Raw genomic sequence first — 18013 nt, 5'->3', positions numbered from 1 at the left:
GGCGCCGCCAAAAAGAGCTTGCTGCCGTTCATATCCATGGCATAATTTGACCATTCGTTCAATAGGCGAACAAAAACGAACTATAAGCCGCAAGCCGTGAGAGGTGACGCGCCATGATGAGCCAGGAGCAGAACGATCTGATCACCCGCACCGGGCCAAAAGACCCCTGCGGCAGGCTGATGCGGAAGTATTGGCAGCCCGCGGCCTTGGCGGACGAACTGCAGGGCGCGCGCCCCGTGCGCCCGGTCAAGCTGCTCGGCGAGAACCTGGTACTGTTTCGCGACGAGCAGGGCCGCTGCGGCCTGATCGATCGCCATTGCGCGCATCGCGGCGCCGATCTCGCCTTCGGACGGCTGGAGCATGGCGGCTTGCGCTGCGCCTTCCATGGCTGGCTGTTCGATGCGTCAGGCCAATGCCTGGAAACGCCGGCCGAGCCGAAGGGCTCGAATCTCTGCAAAAACATCAAGCAGCGCTCTTATCCCGTGGTGGAGAGGAGCGGCATTCTCTGGGCTTATCTCGGCGAAGGCGAACCGCCGGCCTTTGCCGAGATCGACTGCTTCGTCGCGCCTGACAGCCACACTTTCGCGTTCAAGGGCCATATGAACTGCAACTGGCTGCAGGCGCTGGAAGTCGGCATCGATCCGAGCCACGCCTCCTATCTGCACCGCTTCTTCGAGGATGAGGACACCTCGACCGCTTACGGCAAGCAGTTTCGCGGCGCCTCCGCCGGCAGCGACATGCCGATGACCAAGATCCTGCGCGAATATGATCGCCCGATCATCAACGTCGAGCAGACCGAATATGGGCTGCGCCTGATCGCGCTGCGCGAGCTCGATGCAGAGCGCACGCATGTGCGTGTCACCAACCAGCTCTTCCCGCATGGCTTCGTCATTCCCATGAGCACGGAGATGACTATCACGCAGTGGCACGTGCCGATCGATGACGAGAACTGCTACTGGTATGCGATCTTCACCAGTTACACGACACCGGTCGACAAGAAGAAGATGCGCGAGCAGCGGCTCCAGCTCTACGAGCTGCCGGACTACAAATCGCGCAAGAACAGGTCGAACGACTACGGCTTCGATGCGCAGGAGCAGTTGAGTTCGACCTATACCGGCATGGGCACCGACATCAACGTGCACGACCAGTGGGCGGTGGAATCGATGGGAGCGATCCAGGACCGCACCAAGGAGCATCTCGGCCAGAGCGATAAGGCGATCGTGCAATATCGCCGCCTGCTGCGGCAGGAGATCGAAAAGGTCGCCTCCGGCGAGCCGCCGATGCTATTCCTGGACGCGAGCAACGCGCGTAGCATCCAGGGCCCTGCCACGATGGACGGCATCGGGCCAACGCAGGGCTGGGAGACGTTCTGGATGGAAGTCGATGTGAAACGGCGCCGCGGCGCGCCATGGGTAGCGCCGGTGCCGGAAGAGATCGCGGCGAAGGTCCATCTCTCGGCGGCGGAGTGAAAATGCCTCCCCCGTCATTGCGAGCGAAGCGAAGCAATCCAGACTTTCTCCGCGGATTCAGTCTGGATTGCCTCGTCGCTTTCGCTCCTCGCAATGACGGAAGACGCAACACCGTCAAATTACCAAAGGAGTAACGGAGTGACTTTCGTCGCGCGGCACGCGCTCTGGTCGGACGAGCAGAAGGAAGCGGCGACGCGGCTGCGCCGCATTGTCGAGGAGCAAAAGTTAGAGACCATCCGTCTCTCCTTTCCCGACCAGCACGGTATCCTGCGCGGCAAGACGCTGGTCGCGGCGGAGGCGCTGGCTTCGCTGGAAAGCGGCTGCAGCATCACCACCACCATGCTGGCGAAGGATACCTCGCACCGCACGGTGTTTCCCGTGTTCACGTCCGGCGGCGGCTTCGGCATGAAGGAGATGGAAGGCGCCGCCGACATCTTGATGGTGCCCGACCCCACGACGTTCCGCGTGCTACCATGGGCGCCGGCCACGGGCTGGCTGTTGTGTGACATCTATTTCGCCGACGGGCGGCCGGTCCCGTTCGCGACGCGCCAGCTCTTTCGCGGGGTGCTCGACCAGTTGGGCGCGCGCGGCTACGATTTTGTCGCGGGGCTGGAGGTCGAATTTCACCTCTTCAAGCTCGAGGACGCGCGCATGGCGCCCGAGGACGCCGGCCAACCGGGGCAGCCGCCGTCCGTCAGCCTGCTCTCGCATGGCTACCAATATCTCACCGAGCAGCGCTACGACCTGATGGAGCCGGCGCTGGACATCATCCGGCGCGATGTCATGGCGCTTGGGCTGCCGCTGCGTTCGGTGGAGGTCGAGTTCGGCCCGAGCCAGTGCGAGTTCACCTTCGCGCCGAGAAAGGGCCTCGCACCCGCGGACAACATGGTGCTGTTCCGCTCGGCCGTGAAACAGATCGCGCGCCGCCATGGCTATCACGCCACCTTCATGTGCCGGCCCAAGCTGCCGAATGTATTCGCGTCCGGCTGGCACCTGCACCAGTCGATCGCTGCACGCGGCAGCGGCGAGAACGCTTTCATGGCCAAGGAAGACGGCGAGCCGCTGTCCGCCTACGGTCGCTCCTATCTCGCAGGCCTCTTGCAGCATGCGCGCGCGTCCACCGTGTTCTCGACGCCGACCATCAACGGCTACAAGCGTTACCGCTCCTATTCGCTGGCGCCGGATCGCGCGATCTGGGGCCGCGACAATCGCGGCGTGATGATCCGCGTGCTCGGCGCGCCCGGCGATGGCGCGACGCGGCTGGAGAACCGCATCGGCGAGCCCGCCGCCAACCCCTATCTCTACATGGCCTCGCAGATCCTCGCAGGCCTCGACGGCGTCGACCGCAAGCTCACCCCGCCTCCTTCCGCCGACGCGCCCTACGAGACCAAGGCGGAGTTCTTGCCGAAATCGCTGCGCGAGGCGGTGTTCGCGCTGCAGGAGGACAGCTTCTTCCGCAATGCATTCGGCGCGGAGTTCGTGGACTATTACGTCCACATCAAGAACGCGGAGATCGAGCGCTTCCAGGCGGAAGTGTCCGACTGGGAGCACAGGGAATACTTCGAGATGTTTTGAGGGCCTGCACTCCTCTCTCCGTCGTCATGCCCGGGCTTGACCCGGGCATCCACGTCTTTACCAACCGAATGCGGAAAGAAGTCGTGGATGGCCGGGACAAGCCCACGGCTGTCCGGTTGAGAGTTAGCATAGAGCAAGGCTCATCTGTTGCTGATCTTGAAGGATCGGTGGCGGATCGAGCAGATTGTGGATTGATCTGCGGTGCAAGAGGTTGGCGCGGACCAACCTGGCGAAGACGAGCGGGCTTCGGACGGCTTTTTGGGCAGCTTGAGCCAGACGTAGCAGCAGGAAGGCGATCAGAGCAACGGCGATCTGGATGCGCACCGCATTCTCGGAGGTGCCGACGAAGCGGGTGATCTTCAAGGTTTGCTTGACCCAGCGGAAGAACAGCTCGATGGCCCAGCGCCGGCGATAGAGCTCGGCGATTTCCTCGGCGGGGGCATCGAGATCGTTCGACAGGATGCGCAGGATCTTGCCGGTGTCGGTCCTGACCCGCACCTCGCGCACGGCATCCTGCATCGGATTGCGGCGGCTCTTGGCCTGGCGCGCGGGCAAGAAGCCGATACGGTCGGAGAGAATGTTGCTGGTGGGAACGACCGCAAGCTCCTCGATGACGTCCAGCGGCGTATTGGATTTGAAGCGGGTGACGATCCGGCATCCGGCGGCATCAAGCGCGGCCCACCAAAGATAGTCGTAATAGCCGAGATCGAAGACATAGGTCGCACCCGGCTCGACCGGCATCTGATGGGCTGCCGTGATATCGTTGACATTGGCCGCGGTGACCGCCGCATAGATCGGCTGATCGGCGTCGGCGTCGTAGATCACATGCACCTTGGCGCCGCAGACGCCGGCCGAAAACTGCGCCCAGTCGGCACTATATCTGTTCAGCCGCACGCTGGTGGCATCGATCAGATAGACCGCCTCGGCCACCTTGCGGCGCAAGCCACGGTGGGCCTGCTTCATCATCAACTCCAGCAGCCCGGTAAACACCGTGAAAGGCCGGTTGGCGTTGGCGTCGGACAAAGTTGATCGCCGGACCGGCGCTGCGCCAAGGTGGTAGAGCCGCGCCTCATGGCTCGAAAGAGCCGTCACAATCTCGCGCAGCCCCGCCGCCCCCGAAAGTTGGCCGTACAGCAATGCCAGGAACTGCACCTTGGTCGGCAGCCGCCGCACGCGCGCATCCGCATCATCTCCTTCCACAAGCGCTTCAAACCGATGCCACGGCACGAGCTTCAGAACCTCGCGGAATACTGTATTGTGATGCGGCATGGCGCTGATCTCCTGTCGTGTCCCGGAACGCTTGCAGACGTCCAGAACAGACTAGAATCAACGCCATGCCCCTTGTCCACAAATTCTAAACCGGACAGCCGTGGGACAAGCCCGGCCATGACGACCGGAAACACAGCACGCCACGAATCAGTGCCCGAAATTCACCGGCGCGATGTAGACGTCCTGCTCGCCCGGCTTGGCAGCGGGAAATGCCGGGAAGGGGCTGGCGCGATGCAGAATGGCGATGGCCTCCTGATCCAGCACGGTGCTGCCGGATGATTTCGTCACCTCGCTCCTCAGCACTTGGCCCCTCCGGTCCAGGACAAAGCGCACCACCGCGGTGCCGGCGGCGCCGTGCGCCGCTGCCGGATAGCGCTTGAAGCGCTGTAGATGGCCAAACACCAGGGCGTTGTACTTGTTCGATGCGGCCTGACTGAACTGGCCGATATGTTCGGTCTTCGGTGGCGCCCGCGTCTCCGGCGCGGGCGGTGTATATTCCTGCTTCGGCTTTTCAACTTCCTTGGGCTGCTCGGCCGGCAGCGTGACCTCAGCCTGCTGTTGAGGTGGCGGCGGCTGCACCACCGGCTCGATCGGCTTGTCCTCGACCTTGGGCTGCTCCTTCGGCTGCTCCTCGGCTTGCTGCATGGTCGGACCGACCGCAATGTCCTGGTCCTGGATCTCGGGCGAACTCGCATCGACCGGCGCGAGCGACACGGCAATGGCCGGAAGGATATTCGGTTCCGGCGCTTGGTGCACGTACCACAGCGCGATGGACGCGATGATCCCCGCATGCGCGGCGATGATCACCGCCGCGGCGAGTATCCAGCGGGAAAAGGCGGGCCGTTCCGGAATATGCAGCGCGAACGCATTCATGGTTTGGTCGCCGGTGCTTCCAGCCCGACCAGCGCGAGCTTGAGATAGCCGTTGTCGCGCAGGACGTTCATCACGCCCATCAGCTCGCCATAGCTCAGCGCCTTGTCGGCGCGGATGAAGATCGTTTCATCCTTGTGGCTGTTGGTCGCGGTATCGAGCGCGCCCGCCAATTCCTCGCGTGTGACGGTCGTTTCGCCGATCGCGATGGTTGCGTCCGGCTTGATGGTGACGAACACCGGCTTGTCGGGGCGCGGCTGCTCCGGCGCGGTGCTCGCCGGCAGATTGACGCCGATATCGACGGTGGCAAGCGGCGCCGCCACCATGAAGATGATGAGCAGCACCAGGATGACGTCGATGAACGGGGTGACGTTGATCTCGTGCTGGACCTCGAAATCGTCGCCCGAAGATGAACCGAGTCGCAGCGACATGGCCCTACTCCGCCGCCCGCGGCAGCGTCGCCGCCGTCATCCGATAGCCGCGGCTGATCATCAACAGCAGTTGCGCCGAAGCATCGGTCAGCAGCGTCTTGTAGCCGCTGATGACGCGGGCGAGATGGTTGTAGATCACGACCGCGGGAATCGCGGCGACGAGCCCGATGGCCGTGGTCAGCAGGGCTTCGGCGATGCCGGGCGCCACCACCGCAAGATTGGTGGTGTGGGCCTCCGAGATGCCGATGAAGGAGTTCATGATCCCCCACACGGTGCCGAACAGGCCAACGAACGGCGCGGTGGCGCCGATCGTGGCGAGGATGCCGATGCCGTGGGAGACCTGCCGGATCATCGCCGCCTCGACGCGATCGAGGCGCAAGGCGACGCGCTCCTTGAAGCCGTCATCGATGATGCCGTCGGAGAGTTCGGCTTCCTTGGCGACCGAGAGGATCAACTGGGCCACCGCGTCGCGCTCGCCCTTGCACGCGTGAACGGCGTCGGTCAGATGCCGGCCGCTTTCCAGCATCTTCATCCGCCGCCGCGCGCGGCTTTTTGCAACGCGCAGCTCGATGCTCTTGGCCAGCCAGATCGTCCAGGTCGCGAGCGAGGCGATGGCGAGCCCGATCATGACCGCCTTCACCACGATGTCCGCGTTCAGGAACATGCCCCACGGCGAGAGATTCCGCGGCAGCAGGGGATTTGCGGCGTCACCTTGCGCCAGCGCGGCGCTCGACATCGCGAGCGGTGAAACGCTCGCGATGATCAGCGTGACGATGCGAGCGAACTTTCGTGAAGCCGCCGCCGGTTCAGGAGAAGGGTGATGCATCTGCCTCTCGTTTTCCGTTGTGGTTTGCATTGCCCCCACTCAAAGCTTTTGTGAAATACCGAAGAAAAATCCCCGCCGCGGCCCATATTGCGGGGCGAACACGCCGATGCCTGATCCATCCCGGATGACATAGCTTGTGTCGAACAGGTTGACGACGTCAAACCGCAAAGTTGTCGGCTTCATGTCGTTGAGCCATTTGAACTCGTGCGAAATGCCGAGATTGACCTGGGAATACCACGGCACGCTGTCGGTGTTGGCAAAGCCGCTGCGCAAACCGCTGCCGTAGAGCAGGTCCACCGAGACACGGGTTCCGTCATCCCATTTATAGGATGCGCCTGCCGATCCCGAAATCCATTGCGAGTGATCGGTATAGATATAATGCGTCGCGATATAGGCCAGCTCGTCCGCACCGAACAGAAACTGATTGGAGACCACATTGGTCGCGATCTGGCGCGCATAGGCCAGGTTGTTATAGGCGGTGAAATGGCCGTCGGTATATTTCGCCGTCAGCTCGACGCCGTAATTATTGCCCTTCTCGTAATTGAATGCGGTCAACACGTAGGCGGCGCCGAACTGGCCATCGTCCAGGAGATCCTTTGCGATCTTGTAGTAGCCGTCAACGCCGATCTCGAGGCCGGGCATCAGCTTCTGCGTGACGCCGACGTCGAAGACATGGGAGCGTTCGGGGAGCACCGGATCGGCCTGATTGACCTCCGGCTGCTGCGTGGTGTTCTGCACGAGCGCCAGATTGGGCGGCGCCGCCAGCACGAGCTGCGGCGGGGTGAAATAGCGGGCGTAGCCGGCGTGGAAGACGGTGCCGTCCCACGGCGTGTAGGTCACGCTGACCCGCGGGCTGAACTGGTTGGCATTGGTGTACTGCATCATCTGGTCGAAGCGCAGCCCGTAGTTCAGAGTGACCTGGTTCGTGATCTTCCATTCGTCCGCGATATAGGTGCCGAACAGGAAGCCGGTCTTGGCGCTCTGGTCGACCACATTGAATGGCGCATCGATCGGCGAACCCGTGGCATCCAGCGGCAGCAGAACCGAGGAATTGGTCACCAGCGCATTCTCGGTGCTGACCGTGAAGCCTGCATGGAGCGTGTGGGCGTCCGTCAGCCGATAGGACGCATCGGTCTGGATGCCGTTGGTGAGGCTGCGGCGATAGACGTCGGAGGCGACGCCGTTGAAGACGAGATCGCCGATCACGTCGGGCATGAAATGCAGCGTGCTGAGGCGATTATAGTAGGAGGCCTGTACATCCAGCCCGTTACTCGAATATTGCAGCGCGAGCACGTTGAACTGATTGAACTCGTTCTGCGTCTCGTCGAGATTGGCCGAGTTGAAATTGGAGACGCCGAAAGCAGTGAACTGTGGCGTCTGCCCGGGATTGTTCGGGATCTGGAAATGGCTGTAGGCCGCGGCGCCGATGTAGGTCAGCCGCAGCGTCGGGTCGATCACAGTCGAGACATACGCAAAACCCTTGCCCTGATCGGTGTGATCGTGGATCGCATTGTTGGAGGGCGTCGGGTTTTCCAGACCGAGATTGCTGCCGAAATATCGCCCCGAGACGAAGTATTGGGTGTTGCCCACCGTGCCGCCCCATTCTGCGTAGGGCGTGATGGTGTCGTGACTACCGCCATAGATGGAAACCTTGCCGGTATTGTCGAAGGCGCTCGCCTTGGTCTGGATGTCGACGACGCCCGCGGTGCGCAGACCGTACTGCGCCGGCAGCGCGCCGGTGATCAGCGCGAGGCTGCCGATGATGCCGGTGTCGAGAATTTGGCCGAAGGCGCCGACGCCATCGGGCAGCATGATGCCGTTAACACGGTACTGCACATTGCCGTGCTCGTTGCGGATGTGGAAATCGCCGCTCGCGGCTGAATCCTGCGTCACGCCCGGCGTCTGCAACAGCACGCGATCGAGCGAAGTGTTCTCGCCCTGCGGCAGCGCCTCGATCTGCTGCTCGCTCATCCGGTAGGGTGCGGTTCCGACCGGCGCATAGATGGTCTGGCGCCCGGAATCGAAGACCCGGTTTTGCTGCATCACCACCTGGGCCTGGGTCGGCGCCGGGGCCGGTGGCTGCGTGGCGACCACCCGGGGCGGCGGCGTGGTGCGCGGACGGCGCCGCTCCACCGGAGCGGCGACACGCGTTTCCGGCAGCACATTGCCTCGACCGGCTTGCTGCGGCGCGGCAGGCGTTGGCGTTTGCGCCGGCGCGGGGGCCGCATTCTGCCGCGGCGCTTCGGGCGACGGCGAAGCGGACGGCGCGGGCGTAGCAGCCGGCGCCTGCGGTGTCGCGGCGGTCGGCGGCGGTTGAGACGCGTTGTCGTTTTGCGCCAGCGCTGCCGTCCCCGTGGCAGCGAGCAAGGCCAATGATGACACCGAAACGAGAGCGTTGCGGCGCAGATGCGTAGACGAGAGACCCATAAGAGATTCCTGACCCCAATTCAGCGGGTCCAACGGCGCTCAAATGTGCCAGGACCCATATGCACGAACGGAACTCCGCCCCCGCTGCCAGCAGCGTGGCCCAGCACGCAGTGCTAGAGCAGGAAACGAAGCGGCGACGTCAGGAAGTGGGTGGGCCGCGCGATTGAAAGGCCGCGCGCTGCGGCTCTACGACAAATCGGACAGGTTCGATGGTGCGATCGACCGCCGTCGTGGTCAGTTGCAGCAGGATCGCAGGCGGCGAGGAGGCGAGCGCGTTGGCGATCGCGCTGGTCGCGATGCAGATCGGACAGAGATAGTCCGCCTGGCCCTCGTCGGAGTGGCCTTTCTTGCTCTGGTCGGGCGAGGCGAGCGCCGCGACGACGACGCCGGGCGAACCTCGTCCGGCGATGGCGTGAATATGGCCGAAGGACAAAGCAAAGTTGATGGCAAGCGCGACCAGCGCAAGCCATGAACCATGCCTGACATTATCCCGAACCCAGCGCATCCGCCGCCGAATGTTGCATTCCGCGGCCGCCCTGCCGCCGCGTTGCGATCTTAGCCGAGGCAAGCTGGCTTTGAAAAGGGGAGAGCGGTCGATGTTCGGTACACACTGCCGATTTCTACGCCATACTCCTCCCCGTCATTGCGAGGAGCCAATGGGCCACAATGACGATGAGGCAAATATCGGCCTCAAATACCCAAATAGCGATGCTGCAGATCAGGCTTGGCCGTGAGTTGCGCCGAGGTGCCGCTCCACACCGTGCGGCCACGCTCGATGATGTAATGGCGGTCGCAAATGCGACTGAGGTGCTCGACGTTCTTGTCGATCACCAGGATCGACTGCCCGCGCGCTTTCAGCATGGACAGGCAGTTCCAGATTTCCTCGCGGATCAACGGCGCCAGCCCCTCCGTCGCCTCGTCCAGGATCAACAGATGCGGATTGGTCATCAGCGCGCGGCCGATGGCAAGCATCTGCTGCTCGCCGCCGGAGAGCTGGTTGCCCATGTTGGAACCACGCTCGGCGAGGCGCGGAAACAGCGCGTGGATCTTTTCAAGGCTCCAGGGATCAGGGCTACCCAGCCGATTGGCGGCCGCCGCGACCAGGTTTTCACGCACCGTAAGGTTGGGGAAAATCTGGCGCCCCTCGGGCACGAGGCCGATGCCGAGCTTTGCGATCCTGTAGGACGGCAGGCTGCGGACCTCGGTGCCGGCGAAGCGGATCGCGCCCGCGCGCGCGGGCGTCAGGCCCATGATCGAGCGGATGGTGGTGGTCTTACCCATGCCGTTGCGGCCCATCAGCGACACCATCTCACCGCGCCGGATGGACAGCGACAAGCCGAACAGCACCTGGCTCAAGCCGTAACAGGTCTCGATCGAGTCGATTTCGAGCAGCGGCGCGGCATCAGCCATGACGGACCACCACATGCTGATCGCCGAGATAGGCGCGCTTGACCTCTTCGTTCTGCCGGATGGCATCGGGCGTGCCCGATGCGATCACGCGGCCATAGACCAGGACCGAAATGCGGTCGGCCAGCGCGAACACCGCTTCCATGTCATGCTCGACCAGAACGATCGTGACCTCTTTCCGCAGATCCGAGAGCAGCCGCACCATGCGGGCGGATTCGGTGACGCCGAGCCCGGCCATCGGCTCGTCCAGGAGCAGCAGTTGCGGCTTTGTGGCGAGCGCCACCGCAAGCTCGAGCTCGCGCTGCTCGCCATGGCTCAGGCGCGACACCAGCACACCGGCGCGATCCGCAAGGCCCACGCGCTCCAGCGCGCTCATCGCAGCCTTGCGTAAGCCGCGCTCCTTGCGCGCATCGCCGAAGAAGCGGAACGAGTGGCCGGCGCGCGCTTGCGCGGCGAGCGCGACGTTATCGGCGGCGGTGAAGTCGGCCAGCAGGCAGGTGATCTGGAACGAGCGCGCGAGCCCCAGTGCGCTGCGGCGATAGGCGGGCAATCGCGAGATGTCGCGACCGGCAAGATGGATGCTGCCCGAATGCGGCATCAGATGCCCGGTGAGCTGGCTGATCAGCGTGGTCTTGCCGGCGCCGTTCGGGCCGATGATTGCATGCAATTCGCCGCGCGGCACCTCCAGCGTGACATGATCGGTGGCGACGATGCCGCCGAACCGGCGCACTAGCTTGTCGACCCGGAGCAACGGTTCAGCCACGCGAAAACCTCCCGAGCAGGCCCATGATGCCGCCGCGGCCGAACAGCACGATCAACAGGAGCAGCGGCCCCATGATCAGCGCCCAATATTCGGTGACCTGCGACAGCAACTCCTCCAGCACGAGATAGGCCACCGCGCCGATGACGGGGCCGAACAGCATGCCCATGCCGCCCAGGATGACCATCACCATGAGATCGCCCGAGCGGGTCCAGTACATCACGGCGGGACTGACGAAATCGGTGTTGTTGGCGAGCAGCGCGCCGGCAAGCCCGCACATGGTTCCGGCGATGACGAAGCAGACCAGGCGGTAGCGCGTGCCGGGAAAGCCGATCGCCTGCATGCGCTGCTCGTTGGAGCGCAAGCCCTGCACAACGAGCCCAAAGCGCGAATTGACGATACGCCAGATCAGGAACACCACAAGGAGCAGGCAGGCGAGGCAGAGATAGTAGAACTGCACGCGATTGCCGAGATTGATCAGGCCGGCGAAATCGCTGCGCTTGTAGATGGTGAGACCATCGTCGCCGCCATAGCGCGCAAGGCCCGAGGCGACGTAATAGGCCATCTGGGCAAAGGCGAGCGTGATCATGATGAAATAGACGCCGCGGGTTCGCAAGGATAGCGCGCCGATGACGAGGGCGTAGAAGGCCGAGACGGCGAGCGCCACCGGAAACTGCACGAAGCCGGAGCCGATGCCCTCCTGTGCCAGGATGCCCACGGCATAACCGCCGATGCCGAGATAGGCGGCATGGCCAAAGCTCATCATGCCGCCATAGCCCATGATCAGATTGAGGCTCGCCGCTGCCAGCGCCAGGATCACGATGCGGGTGAACAGCGTCAGCACGAAGATGTTGCCGGTCAGGTGCGAATAGAGCGGCAGCAGCAGGAGTCCCGCGACCAGCAGGACCGAGATAGCGTGACGGACATTGAGGGCGGACTTCATCTGCGGCTGGCTGGGAACAGCCCCTCCGGCCGCAGGACCAGCACGATCGCCATCAACAGATAGATCAGCATCGAGGACAGCGCCGGCGCGGCCGTGGACGCGGCGGCCGAGCTCAACACCTGGCGCAACAGGTTGGGCAGAAAGGCGCGCCCGAGCGTATCGATCAGGCCAACGAAGATCGCGGCCAGGAACGCGCCGCGGATCGAGCCGATGCCGCCGATCACGATGACGACGAAGGCGAGAATCAGGATGTTCTCGCCCATGCCGATCTGCACGGTAAGAATTGGCGCCTGCATCAGTCCTGCCAGGCCGGCGAGCGCCGCACCCAGGCCGAACACCAGGGTGTAGAGCAGCTTGATGTTGATGCCGAGCGCGCCGATCATCTCACGATTGGAGGCGCCGGCGCGGATCAGCATGCCGATGCGGGTGCGCATCACGCCGAGATAGAGCAAGAGCGCCACCAGGAGCGCGACGACGATGATGGCCAGCCGATAGGCGGGATAATAGATGCCGGGCAGGATCTGCACCGGCACGGTCAGCCAGGGCGGCAGTGGCAGCGCCAGCCCCGCCGGCCCCCAGATCAGCCGCACCGCCTCATTGAAGAACAGGATCAGGCCGAAGGTTGCGAGCACATGGTCGAGATGATCGCGGCCATAGAGATGGCGCAGCGCGGTAAATTCCAGCGCCATGCCGAGCAAGAGCGTCGCGCCGAGCGCAAGCACGGCGCCGAGCACGAAACTGCCGGTCCAGGCGACGAAGGTCGCGGCGAAATAGGCGCCCATCATATAGAGCGAGCCATGGGCGAGATTGACGAGGTCCATGATGCCGAACACCAGCGTCAATCCGGCCGCAAGCAGGAAGAGCAAGAGGCCGAACTGCAGGCCATTCAGGATCTGTTCGACGAGCAGCAGCATCGGCTCACATGCCAATTGAAGAAAACGGCAGCGAATGTCACGCTGCCGCGGTTTCCAGAGCGAGATGATCTTTGGGGTGGACCAGTGCGAGCGGCCGGCTCTGCTCACCTCTCCCAAGGGGAGAGGTCAATGCACGTCCGGGGCAGCCAACCGAACCTAATCTCATCATGCGCTAGCAAACGGCCCCAAGCAAAATCCGTGCTCACTTCATCGGACACTTGTCGTGGAAGCGGTCCTGGTCGTCCTTGACGATGGTGGCGACCGTTTTCAGCGACAATTCGCCATTGGCGTCCTTGACCACGTCCTGCAGGTAGAAATTCTGGATCGGGATGTGGTTGTTGCCGTATTTGAAGGAGCCGCGCAGCGACTTGAAGTTTGCCTTCTCCATCTCCGCCTTCATGGCGTCCTTCTTGGAGGTGTCGCCGTTCACCGCGACCACGGCGCTGTTGATGAGCTGCGCCGCGTCATAGGCCTGCGCGCCGTAATAGGTCGGGCGCAGGTTCGGATATTTCTTGCGATAGTCCTCGACGAAGCGCTTGTTCTGCTCATTGGGCAGATCGTTGACCCATTCCTGCGCGCCCGGCACCCCCAACGCGTTGTCCTTCTGCAGCGGCAGCGACAATTCGTCGATGGTGAAGGCGGTATAGAGCGGTATCTGCTGCTTCAAACCCGACTGCACATATTGGTTGAGGAATTGCACGCCCGATGCACCGGGATAGAACACGAAGATCGATTCGGCCTTGGAGTTGCGCGCTTTGCTCAGTTCGGCGGAGAAGTCGAGCTGGCTCGGCCAGACCGTATATTCCTCGCCGACCACCTCGCCCTTGAAGGTGCTCTTCACGCCGGCGAGCATGTCCTTGCCGGCGGCGTAGTTCGGGCCGATCAGGAAGACCGATTTCACGCCCTTCTGATTCATGTAGAGGCCCATGGCCGCGGGCGTCTGGTCGTTCTGCCAGGAGGTCGAGAACACATAAGGCGAACACAATTCGCCTGCGAGCTGCGAGGGCCCGGCATTGGCCGAGATCAGGAAGGTCTGCGAGTCGACCGCGCTCTTCAGCGAGGCGAGCAGCACGTTCGACCAGATGTAGCCGGCGATGAAGTCGACCTTGTCGGACTGCACCAGCTTTTCCGTCTTCTGTTTGCCGACATCCGGCTTCTGCTGGTCGTCCTCGTAGATGACTTCGACCGGCTTGCCGGCCATCTTGCGCCCCAGATGATCGAGCGCGAGCTCGAAGGAATTGCGCATATCGTTGCCGATCACGGCGGTCGGACCGCTGAAGGTCGAGACGAAGCCGATCTTGATGGTATCGCCGGCCAGCGCCGGGCTCGCCAGCAGGAGCGCTGCCGCGCCCGCCAGCCAAAATGCCGTTTTCATGGTGACTTCCCCTCCCTCTATGGACCTCAAGCTACCACCGGCTCCCGCCTGATCGCGAGCGGCAGTCTGCCGCTGGCCGGCGGATCCCTTGTTGTTTTGTGCGCGAAATCTCGCTCCGGCAGCAAGCACCAAGCGAAGGTCTTGTGTTACACCTTCGGCTCAGCACCGCCTGCACCATAATTCGTGCTAGCGGCCGATGGCAAGAATTATAGTGCTGGTTGCGATGCGGTGCAGCGCCGCCGCGGGCGAGGCGATGCCTCCTCGGGGCTCGTCGGGTGAATTCGCAAAACCGGCATGGACCGAAGGTGGCGGCGCGTCCTTAAATAAAGGCAGTCAGCAACTCCCAGATTAAAGGCCATCGCCATGGCATCGACACCGCAAAATCCGCATCGGGTGGTCATCGTCGGCGCCGGTTTTGGCGGGCTGGAGACGGCCTATCGGCTCAAGGGCGCGCCGGTTGCGATCACCATGATCGACCGCCGCAACCACCATCTGTTTCAACCGCTGCTGTACCAGGTCGCCACCGCCTCGCTCGCGACCTCGGACATCGCCTGGCCGATACGCTATCTCATGCACGAGCGGCGTGAGGTCACGACATTGTTCGCTACCGTCAGCGGCGTGGATGCGGCTAACCGTCGCGTGCTGCTCGAGGACGGCGCCGCTGTGCCGTACGACACGCTCGTTCTCGCGACCGGCGCGCGCCACGCCTATTTCGGCCATGACGAATGGGAGACCTATGCGCCCGGCCTGAAAACGCTCGAGGACGCTACCACGATCCGACGCCGCATCCTGGTCGCGTTCGAGCGCGCCGAACGCGAGCCGGATCCGGACCGGCGCGCGGCACGCCTGACCTTCGTGATCGTCGGCGCCGGCCCGACCGGTGTCGAGCTTGCCGGCACCATCGCCGAACTCGCGCAGCACACGCTGCCGGGGGATTTCCGCAATATCGATACGCGCAAGGCGCGCGTCGTGCTGATCGAAGCCGGGCCGCGCGTGCTCGCCGGCTTTGCCGACGACCTATCGGCCTATGCGAAAGCGTCGCTGGAGCGCATCGGCGTCGAAGTGGTGCTGAACCAGCCCGTGACCGAATGCACACGCGACGGCGTGGTCTATGGCGGCCAGCAGTTGAAAGCCAAGACCATCATCTGGGCCGCCGGCGTGCGCGCCTCGCCCGCCGCCGAATGGCTGGGGGCGCCGGCCGACCGTGCCGGACGCGTGCAAGTCGACCCCGACCTCACGGTGCCCGGTGATCCCGAGATCTTCGCCATTGGCGACACCGTGACCATCAATGCGTGGGACGGCAAGCCGGTGCCCGGCATCGCGCCCGCCGCCAAGCAGGAGGGACGCTACGTTGCCGAACTGATCAAGGCGCGCTTGCGCGGCGACAAGATGGGGGCATTCCACTACAAACATGCCGGCAGCCTCGCGCAGATCGGCAAGCGGCTCGCGGTGATCGATTTCGGCCGCATCAAGCTGCGCGGCGCGATTGCCTGGTGGATCTGGGGCGTCGCGCACATCTACTTCCTGATCGGCCTGCGGCACCGGCTTGCCGTCGCGCTGAGCTGGCTCTGGATCTACGTCCGCGACCAGCGCGCGGCGCGTCTGATCACTCAGGGCAGCAGCAAGGTGACGACGTAAAGCTGCTTGCGGAATGAGCAATGGCAGGGCTGTGGCCTGACGCCCAGGCGAGGCTGCGTCCGTAAACGCTGGCCAAGCATCTGAGGCCAAAGCGGAATTTTCGCAGCCGCCCCGGCGATCGCATTGTACACATGGCACATCCCTTGCTTGCCGGAGAGCGTTTTAGTCGGGCAGCCGAGAGCGATGGCAATGCCGCCCGGCCTCTTTCGGAGTGTTGCGTGACCGAAACCGTTGCTGCGATCGTTGCCGCGCATCGCGCGGGCCACCTCACGCCTGCGCAAACGGTCGCGCGCAGCTTTGCCCGTATCCGCGCGCACGATGATCCCGCGATCTTCATCTCGCTGCGCGACGAGAAGGAAGCGATCGCCGAGGCCGAACGCCTGATGGCCGGCAAGGATGCCGCGGAGCTGCCGCTCTACGGCGTGCCCGTCGCGGTGAAGGACAATATCGACGTGCTGGGCCTGCCGACCACCGCCGCCTGCCCGGCCTTCTCCTATTCGCCGACCCGCGACGCAACCGCGGTGGCGCGGCTGCGCGCGGCGGGCGCCATCATCATCGGCAAGACCAATCTCGATCAGTTCGCCACCGGACTCGTCGGCGTGCGCTCGCCTTATGGCATTCCGAAGAATCCGGTGCGCGGCGATCTCTTGCCGGGCGGATCGAGCTCGGGATCGGCGGTGGCCGTCGCCGCGGGCCTGGTACCGCTTGCGCTCGGCACCGACACCGCCGGCTCTGGCCGCGTGCCGGCGCTGCTCAACAATGTCGTCGGCTTGAAGCCGAGCCTCGGCATGATCTCGACCGCCGGCGTGATCCCGGCCTGCAGAACGCTCGACTGCGTCTCGATCTTTTCGCTCACGGTCGACGATGCGGTCACTGCGCTTGCGGTGATGGCGGCCCCGGATGCCGCCGATCCGTTCTCGCGCGACCGGCCGCTCGGCGACATCACGACAATGCCCGCCAATCTCCGCCTCGGCGTACCGCACGAAGGGCAATTGATCTTCTTTGGCGACAAGGCGCAGGAGGCGGCCTATCGAGAGGCGCTGAAGCGCTTCACCGCGCTCGGCGCCGAGCTCGTCGAATTCGACATGGAGCCGTTTTACGAGACCGCGCGGCTGCTCTATGAGGGACCATGGGTCGCGGAGCGCTATGTCGCGATCCGCAATCTACTGGCATCATCGCCTGATGCCATCCATCCGGTGACGCGGGACATCGTCGCCCCAGGCGCGCGGCTCACCGCGGCCGAGACATTTTCCGCATTGTATCGCCTGCAGGCTCTGCGCAAGATCGCCGAACGTATCCTTGCCGATTTCGACGCGATGGTGCTGCCGACCACGCCAACGGTCTATTCGACCGCGCAGGTGCTGGCCGATCCGGTCCTGCTCAACAGCCGGCTCGGCACCTATACCAATTTTGTCAATCTGCTCGATCTCTGCGCGCTGGCGGTGCCGGCCTCCTTCAGAGCCGACGGCGCACCGTTCGGCATGACACTGCTCGCGCCGGGCGGGCACGACGCATTGCTTGCCAGCATCGGGCGCATCTTTCATGCCGATACCAAACTCCCCCTCGGCGCGAAGAGCGTGGCGCAGCCGCCGCTTGCGCCATTGCCGGCGTCAGCGGCCCACGACGATCTCGCGATCGCGGTGGTCGGCGCGCACATGTCGGGCATGGGACTGAACGGGGAACTGAAGGCATTCGGCGCGCGATTGGTCGAGACCGCCGTTACCGCGCCAGACTATAAGCTCTACGCGCTCGAGACGGTGCCGCCGCGGCCCGGCATGCTGCGCGTGGAAGCCGGCGCGGGCACTGCGATCGAGCTGGAGATCTGGTCGCTATCGGCCGCCGGCTTCGGCAAGTTCGTCGCCGCGATCCCTCCGCCGCTCTCGATCGGCACGGTCAGGCTCGCCGACGGACGCAATGTGAAGGGCTTTCTCGTCGAATCCGCCGCGCTCGACGGCGCCCGCGATATCTCCGTCTTCGGCGGCTGGCGCGCATACATGGCGGAAGCGGCGGCGGTGTAGAGACGTCTACCTCTCTCCACGTCATTCCGGCGCGATACGACGGCATCGAACCCGGAACCCGAGATTCCGCGTTCGATCCTTCGGACCGCCC

General features: G+C 63.9%; 15 protein-coding genes. 4 read left to right on the top strand and 11 right to left on the bottom strand.

Annotation, left to right across the window (positions count from 1 at the left end; all coding sequences use genetic code 11):
• Window positions 1-113 precede the first annotated feature (113 nt).
• On the top strand, window positions 114-1469 hold the full coding sequence (locus tag P6U23_RS02945) for a Rieske 2Fe-2S domain-containing protein (protein ID WP_407178113.1): 1356 nt from the start codon (window positions 114-116) through the stop codon (window positions 1467-1469).
• A 138-nt stretch (window positions 1470-1607) separates the two neighbouring features.
• Window positions 1608-3044 (top strand): glutamine synthetase family protein, encoded by a 1437-nt coding sequence (locus P6U23_RS02940; protein WP_407178112.1) that lies wholly within the window; start codon window positions 1608-1610, stop codon window positions 3042-3044.
• A 123-nt stretch (window positions 3045-3167) separates the two neighbouring features.
• On the opposite strand, the gene P6U23_RS02935 is transcribed toward P6U23_RS02940, so the two are convergent.
• The 11 genes from P6U23_RS02935 to P6U23_RS02885 form a co-directional block, all read right to left on the bottom strand.
• A complete protein-coding gene (locus P6U23_RS02935; RefSeq protein ID WP_407178111.1) occupies window positions 3168-4313 on the bottom strand; it encodes an IS4 family transposase in 1146 nt (381 codons plus the stop codon).
• Between the two features lie 147 nt (window positions 4314-4460).
• A complete protein-coding gene (locus P6U23_RS02930) occupies window positions 4461-5186 on the bottom strand; it encodes an energy transducer TonB (protein WP_407178110.1) in 726 nt (241 codons plus the stop codon).
• On the bottom strand, window positions 5183-5614 hold the full coding sequence (gene exbD / locus P6U23_RS02925; RefSeq protein ID WP_407178109.1) for a TonB system transport protein ExbD: 432 nt from the start codon (window positions 5612-5614) through the stop codon (window positions 5183-5185). The genes P6U23_RS02930 and exbD overlap by 4 nt, the downstream gene beginning before the upstream one ends.
• 4 nt (window positions 5615-5618) lie before the next feature.
• Window positions 5619-6440 carry a tonB-system energizer ExbB gene (exbB, locus tag P6U23_RS02920; protein WP_407178108.1) on the bottom strand — a complete coding sequence of 274 codons (822 nt, stop codon included), beginning with the start codon at window positions 6438-6440 and terminating at the stop codon, window positions 5619-5621.
• 39 nt (window positions 6441-6479) lie between these two features.
• Complete coding sequence (locus P6U23_RS02915; protein ID WP_407178107.1) at window positions 6480-8867, bottom strand: TonB-dependent receptor; 2388 nt, start codon at window positions 8865-8867, stop codon at window positions 6480-6482.
• Between the two features lie 139 nt (window positions 8868-9006).
• Window positions 9007-9372 (bottom strand): DUF2946 family protein, encoded by a 366-nt coding sequence (locus tag P6U23_RS02910; protein ID WP_407178106.1) that lies wholly within the window; start codon window positions 9370-9372, stop codon window positions 9007-9009.
• Between the two features lie 185 nt (window positions 9373-9557).
• Entirely contained in the window at window positions 9558-10277 is a 720-nt protein-coding gene (locus P6U23_RS02905) for an ABC transporter ATP-binding protein (protein WP_407178105.1), read from the bottom strand.
• Window positions 10270-11037: an ABC transporter ATP-binding protein gene (locus tag P6U23_RS02900; RefSeq protein ID WP_407178104.1), complete on the bottom strand. Its 768-nt coding sequence runs from the start codon at window positions 11035-11037 to the stop codon at window positions 10270-10272. Before P6U23_RS02900 ends, P6U23_RS02905 begins: the two co-directional genes overlap by 8 nt.
• Entirely contained in the window at window positions 11030-11977 is a 948-nt protein-coding gene (locus P6U23_RS02895) for a branched-chain amino acid ABC transporter permease (protein ID WP_407178103.1), read from the bottom strand. The genes P6U23_RS02900 and P6U23_RS02895 overlap by 8 nt, the downstream gene beginning before the upstream one ends.
• Window positions 11974-12891, bottom strand: a complete 918-nt coding sequence (locus tag P6U23_RS02890) for a branched-chain amino acid ABC transporter permease (protein ID WP_407178102.1) — start codon at window positions 12889-12891, stop codon at window positions 11974-11976. The genes P6U23_RS02895 and P6U23_RS02890 overlap by 4 nt, the downstream gene beginning before the upstream one ends.
• Window positions 12892-13093: 202 nt before the next feature.
• On the bottom strand, window positions 13094-14266 hold the full coding sequence (locus P6U23_RS02885) for an ABC transporter substrate-binding protein (protein ID WP_407178101.1): 1173 nt from the start codon (window positions 14264-14266) through the stop codon (window positions 13094-13096).
• Window positions 14267-14629: 363 nt separating this feature from the next.
• On the opposite strand from P6U23_RS02885, the gene P6U23_RS02880 reads away from it, so the two are divergent.
• Both P6U23_RS02880 and atzF read left to right on the top strand, forming a co-directional pair.
• Window positions 14630-15904, top strand: coding sequence for an NAD(P)/FAD-dependent oxidoreductase (locus P6U23_RS02880; protein WP_407178100.1), 1275 nt, complete (start codon window positions 14630-14632; stop codon window positions 15902-15904).
• A 218-nt stretch (window positions 15905-16122) separates the two neighbouring features.
• Window positions 16123-17922, top strand: a complete 1800-nt coding sequence (gene atzF / locus P6U23_RS02875; RefSeq protein WP_407178099.1) for an allophanate hydrolase — start codon at window positions 16123-16125, stop codon at window positions 17920-17922.
• The last annotated feature ends 91 nt before the right edge of the window (window positions 17923-18013 follow it).

It is taken from the genome of Bradyrhizobium sp. STM 3562 (assembly GCF_045571435.1).
GTDB lineage: Bacteria > Pseudomonadota > Alphaproteobacteria > Rhizobiales > Xanthobacteraceae > Bradyrhizobium.
Note: the sequence above shows the minus strand (reverse complement) of the source record. Positions and strands in the feature narration are given on the sequence as shown.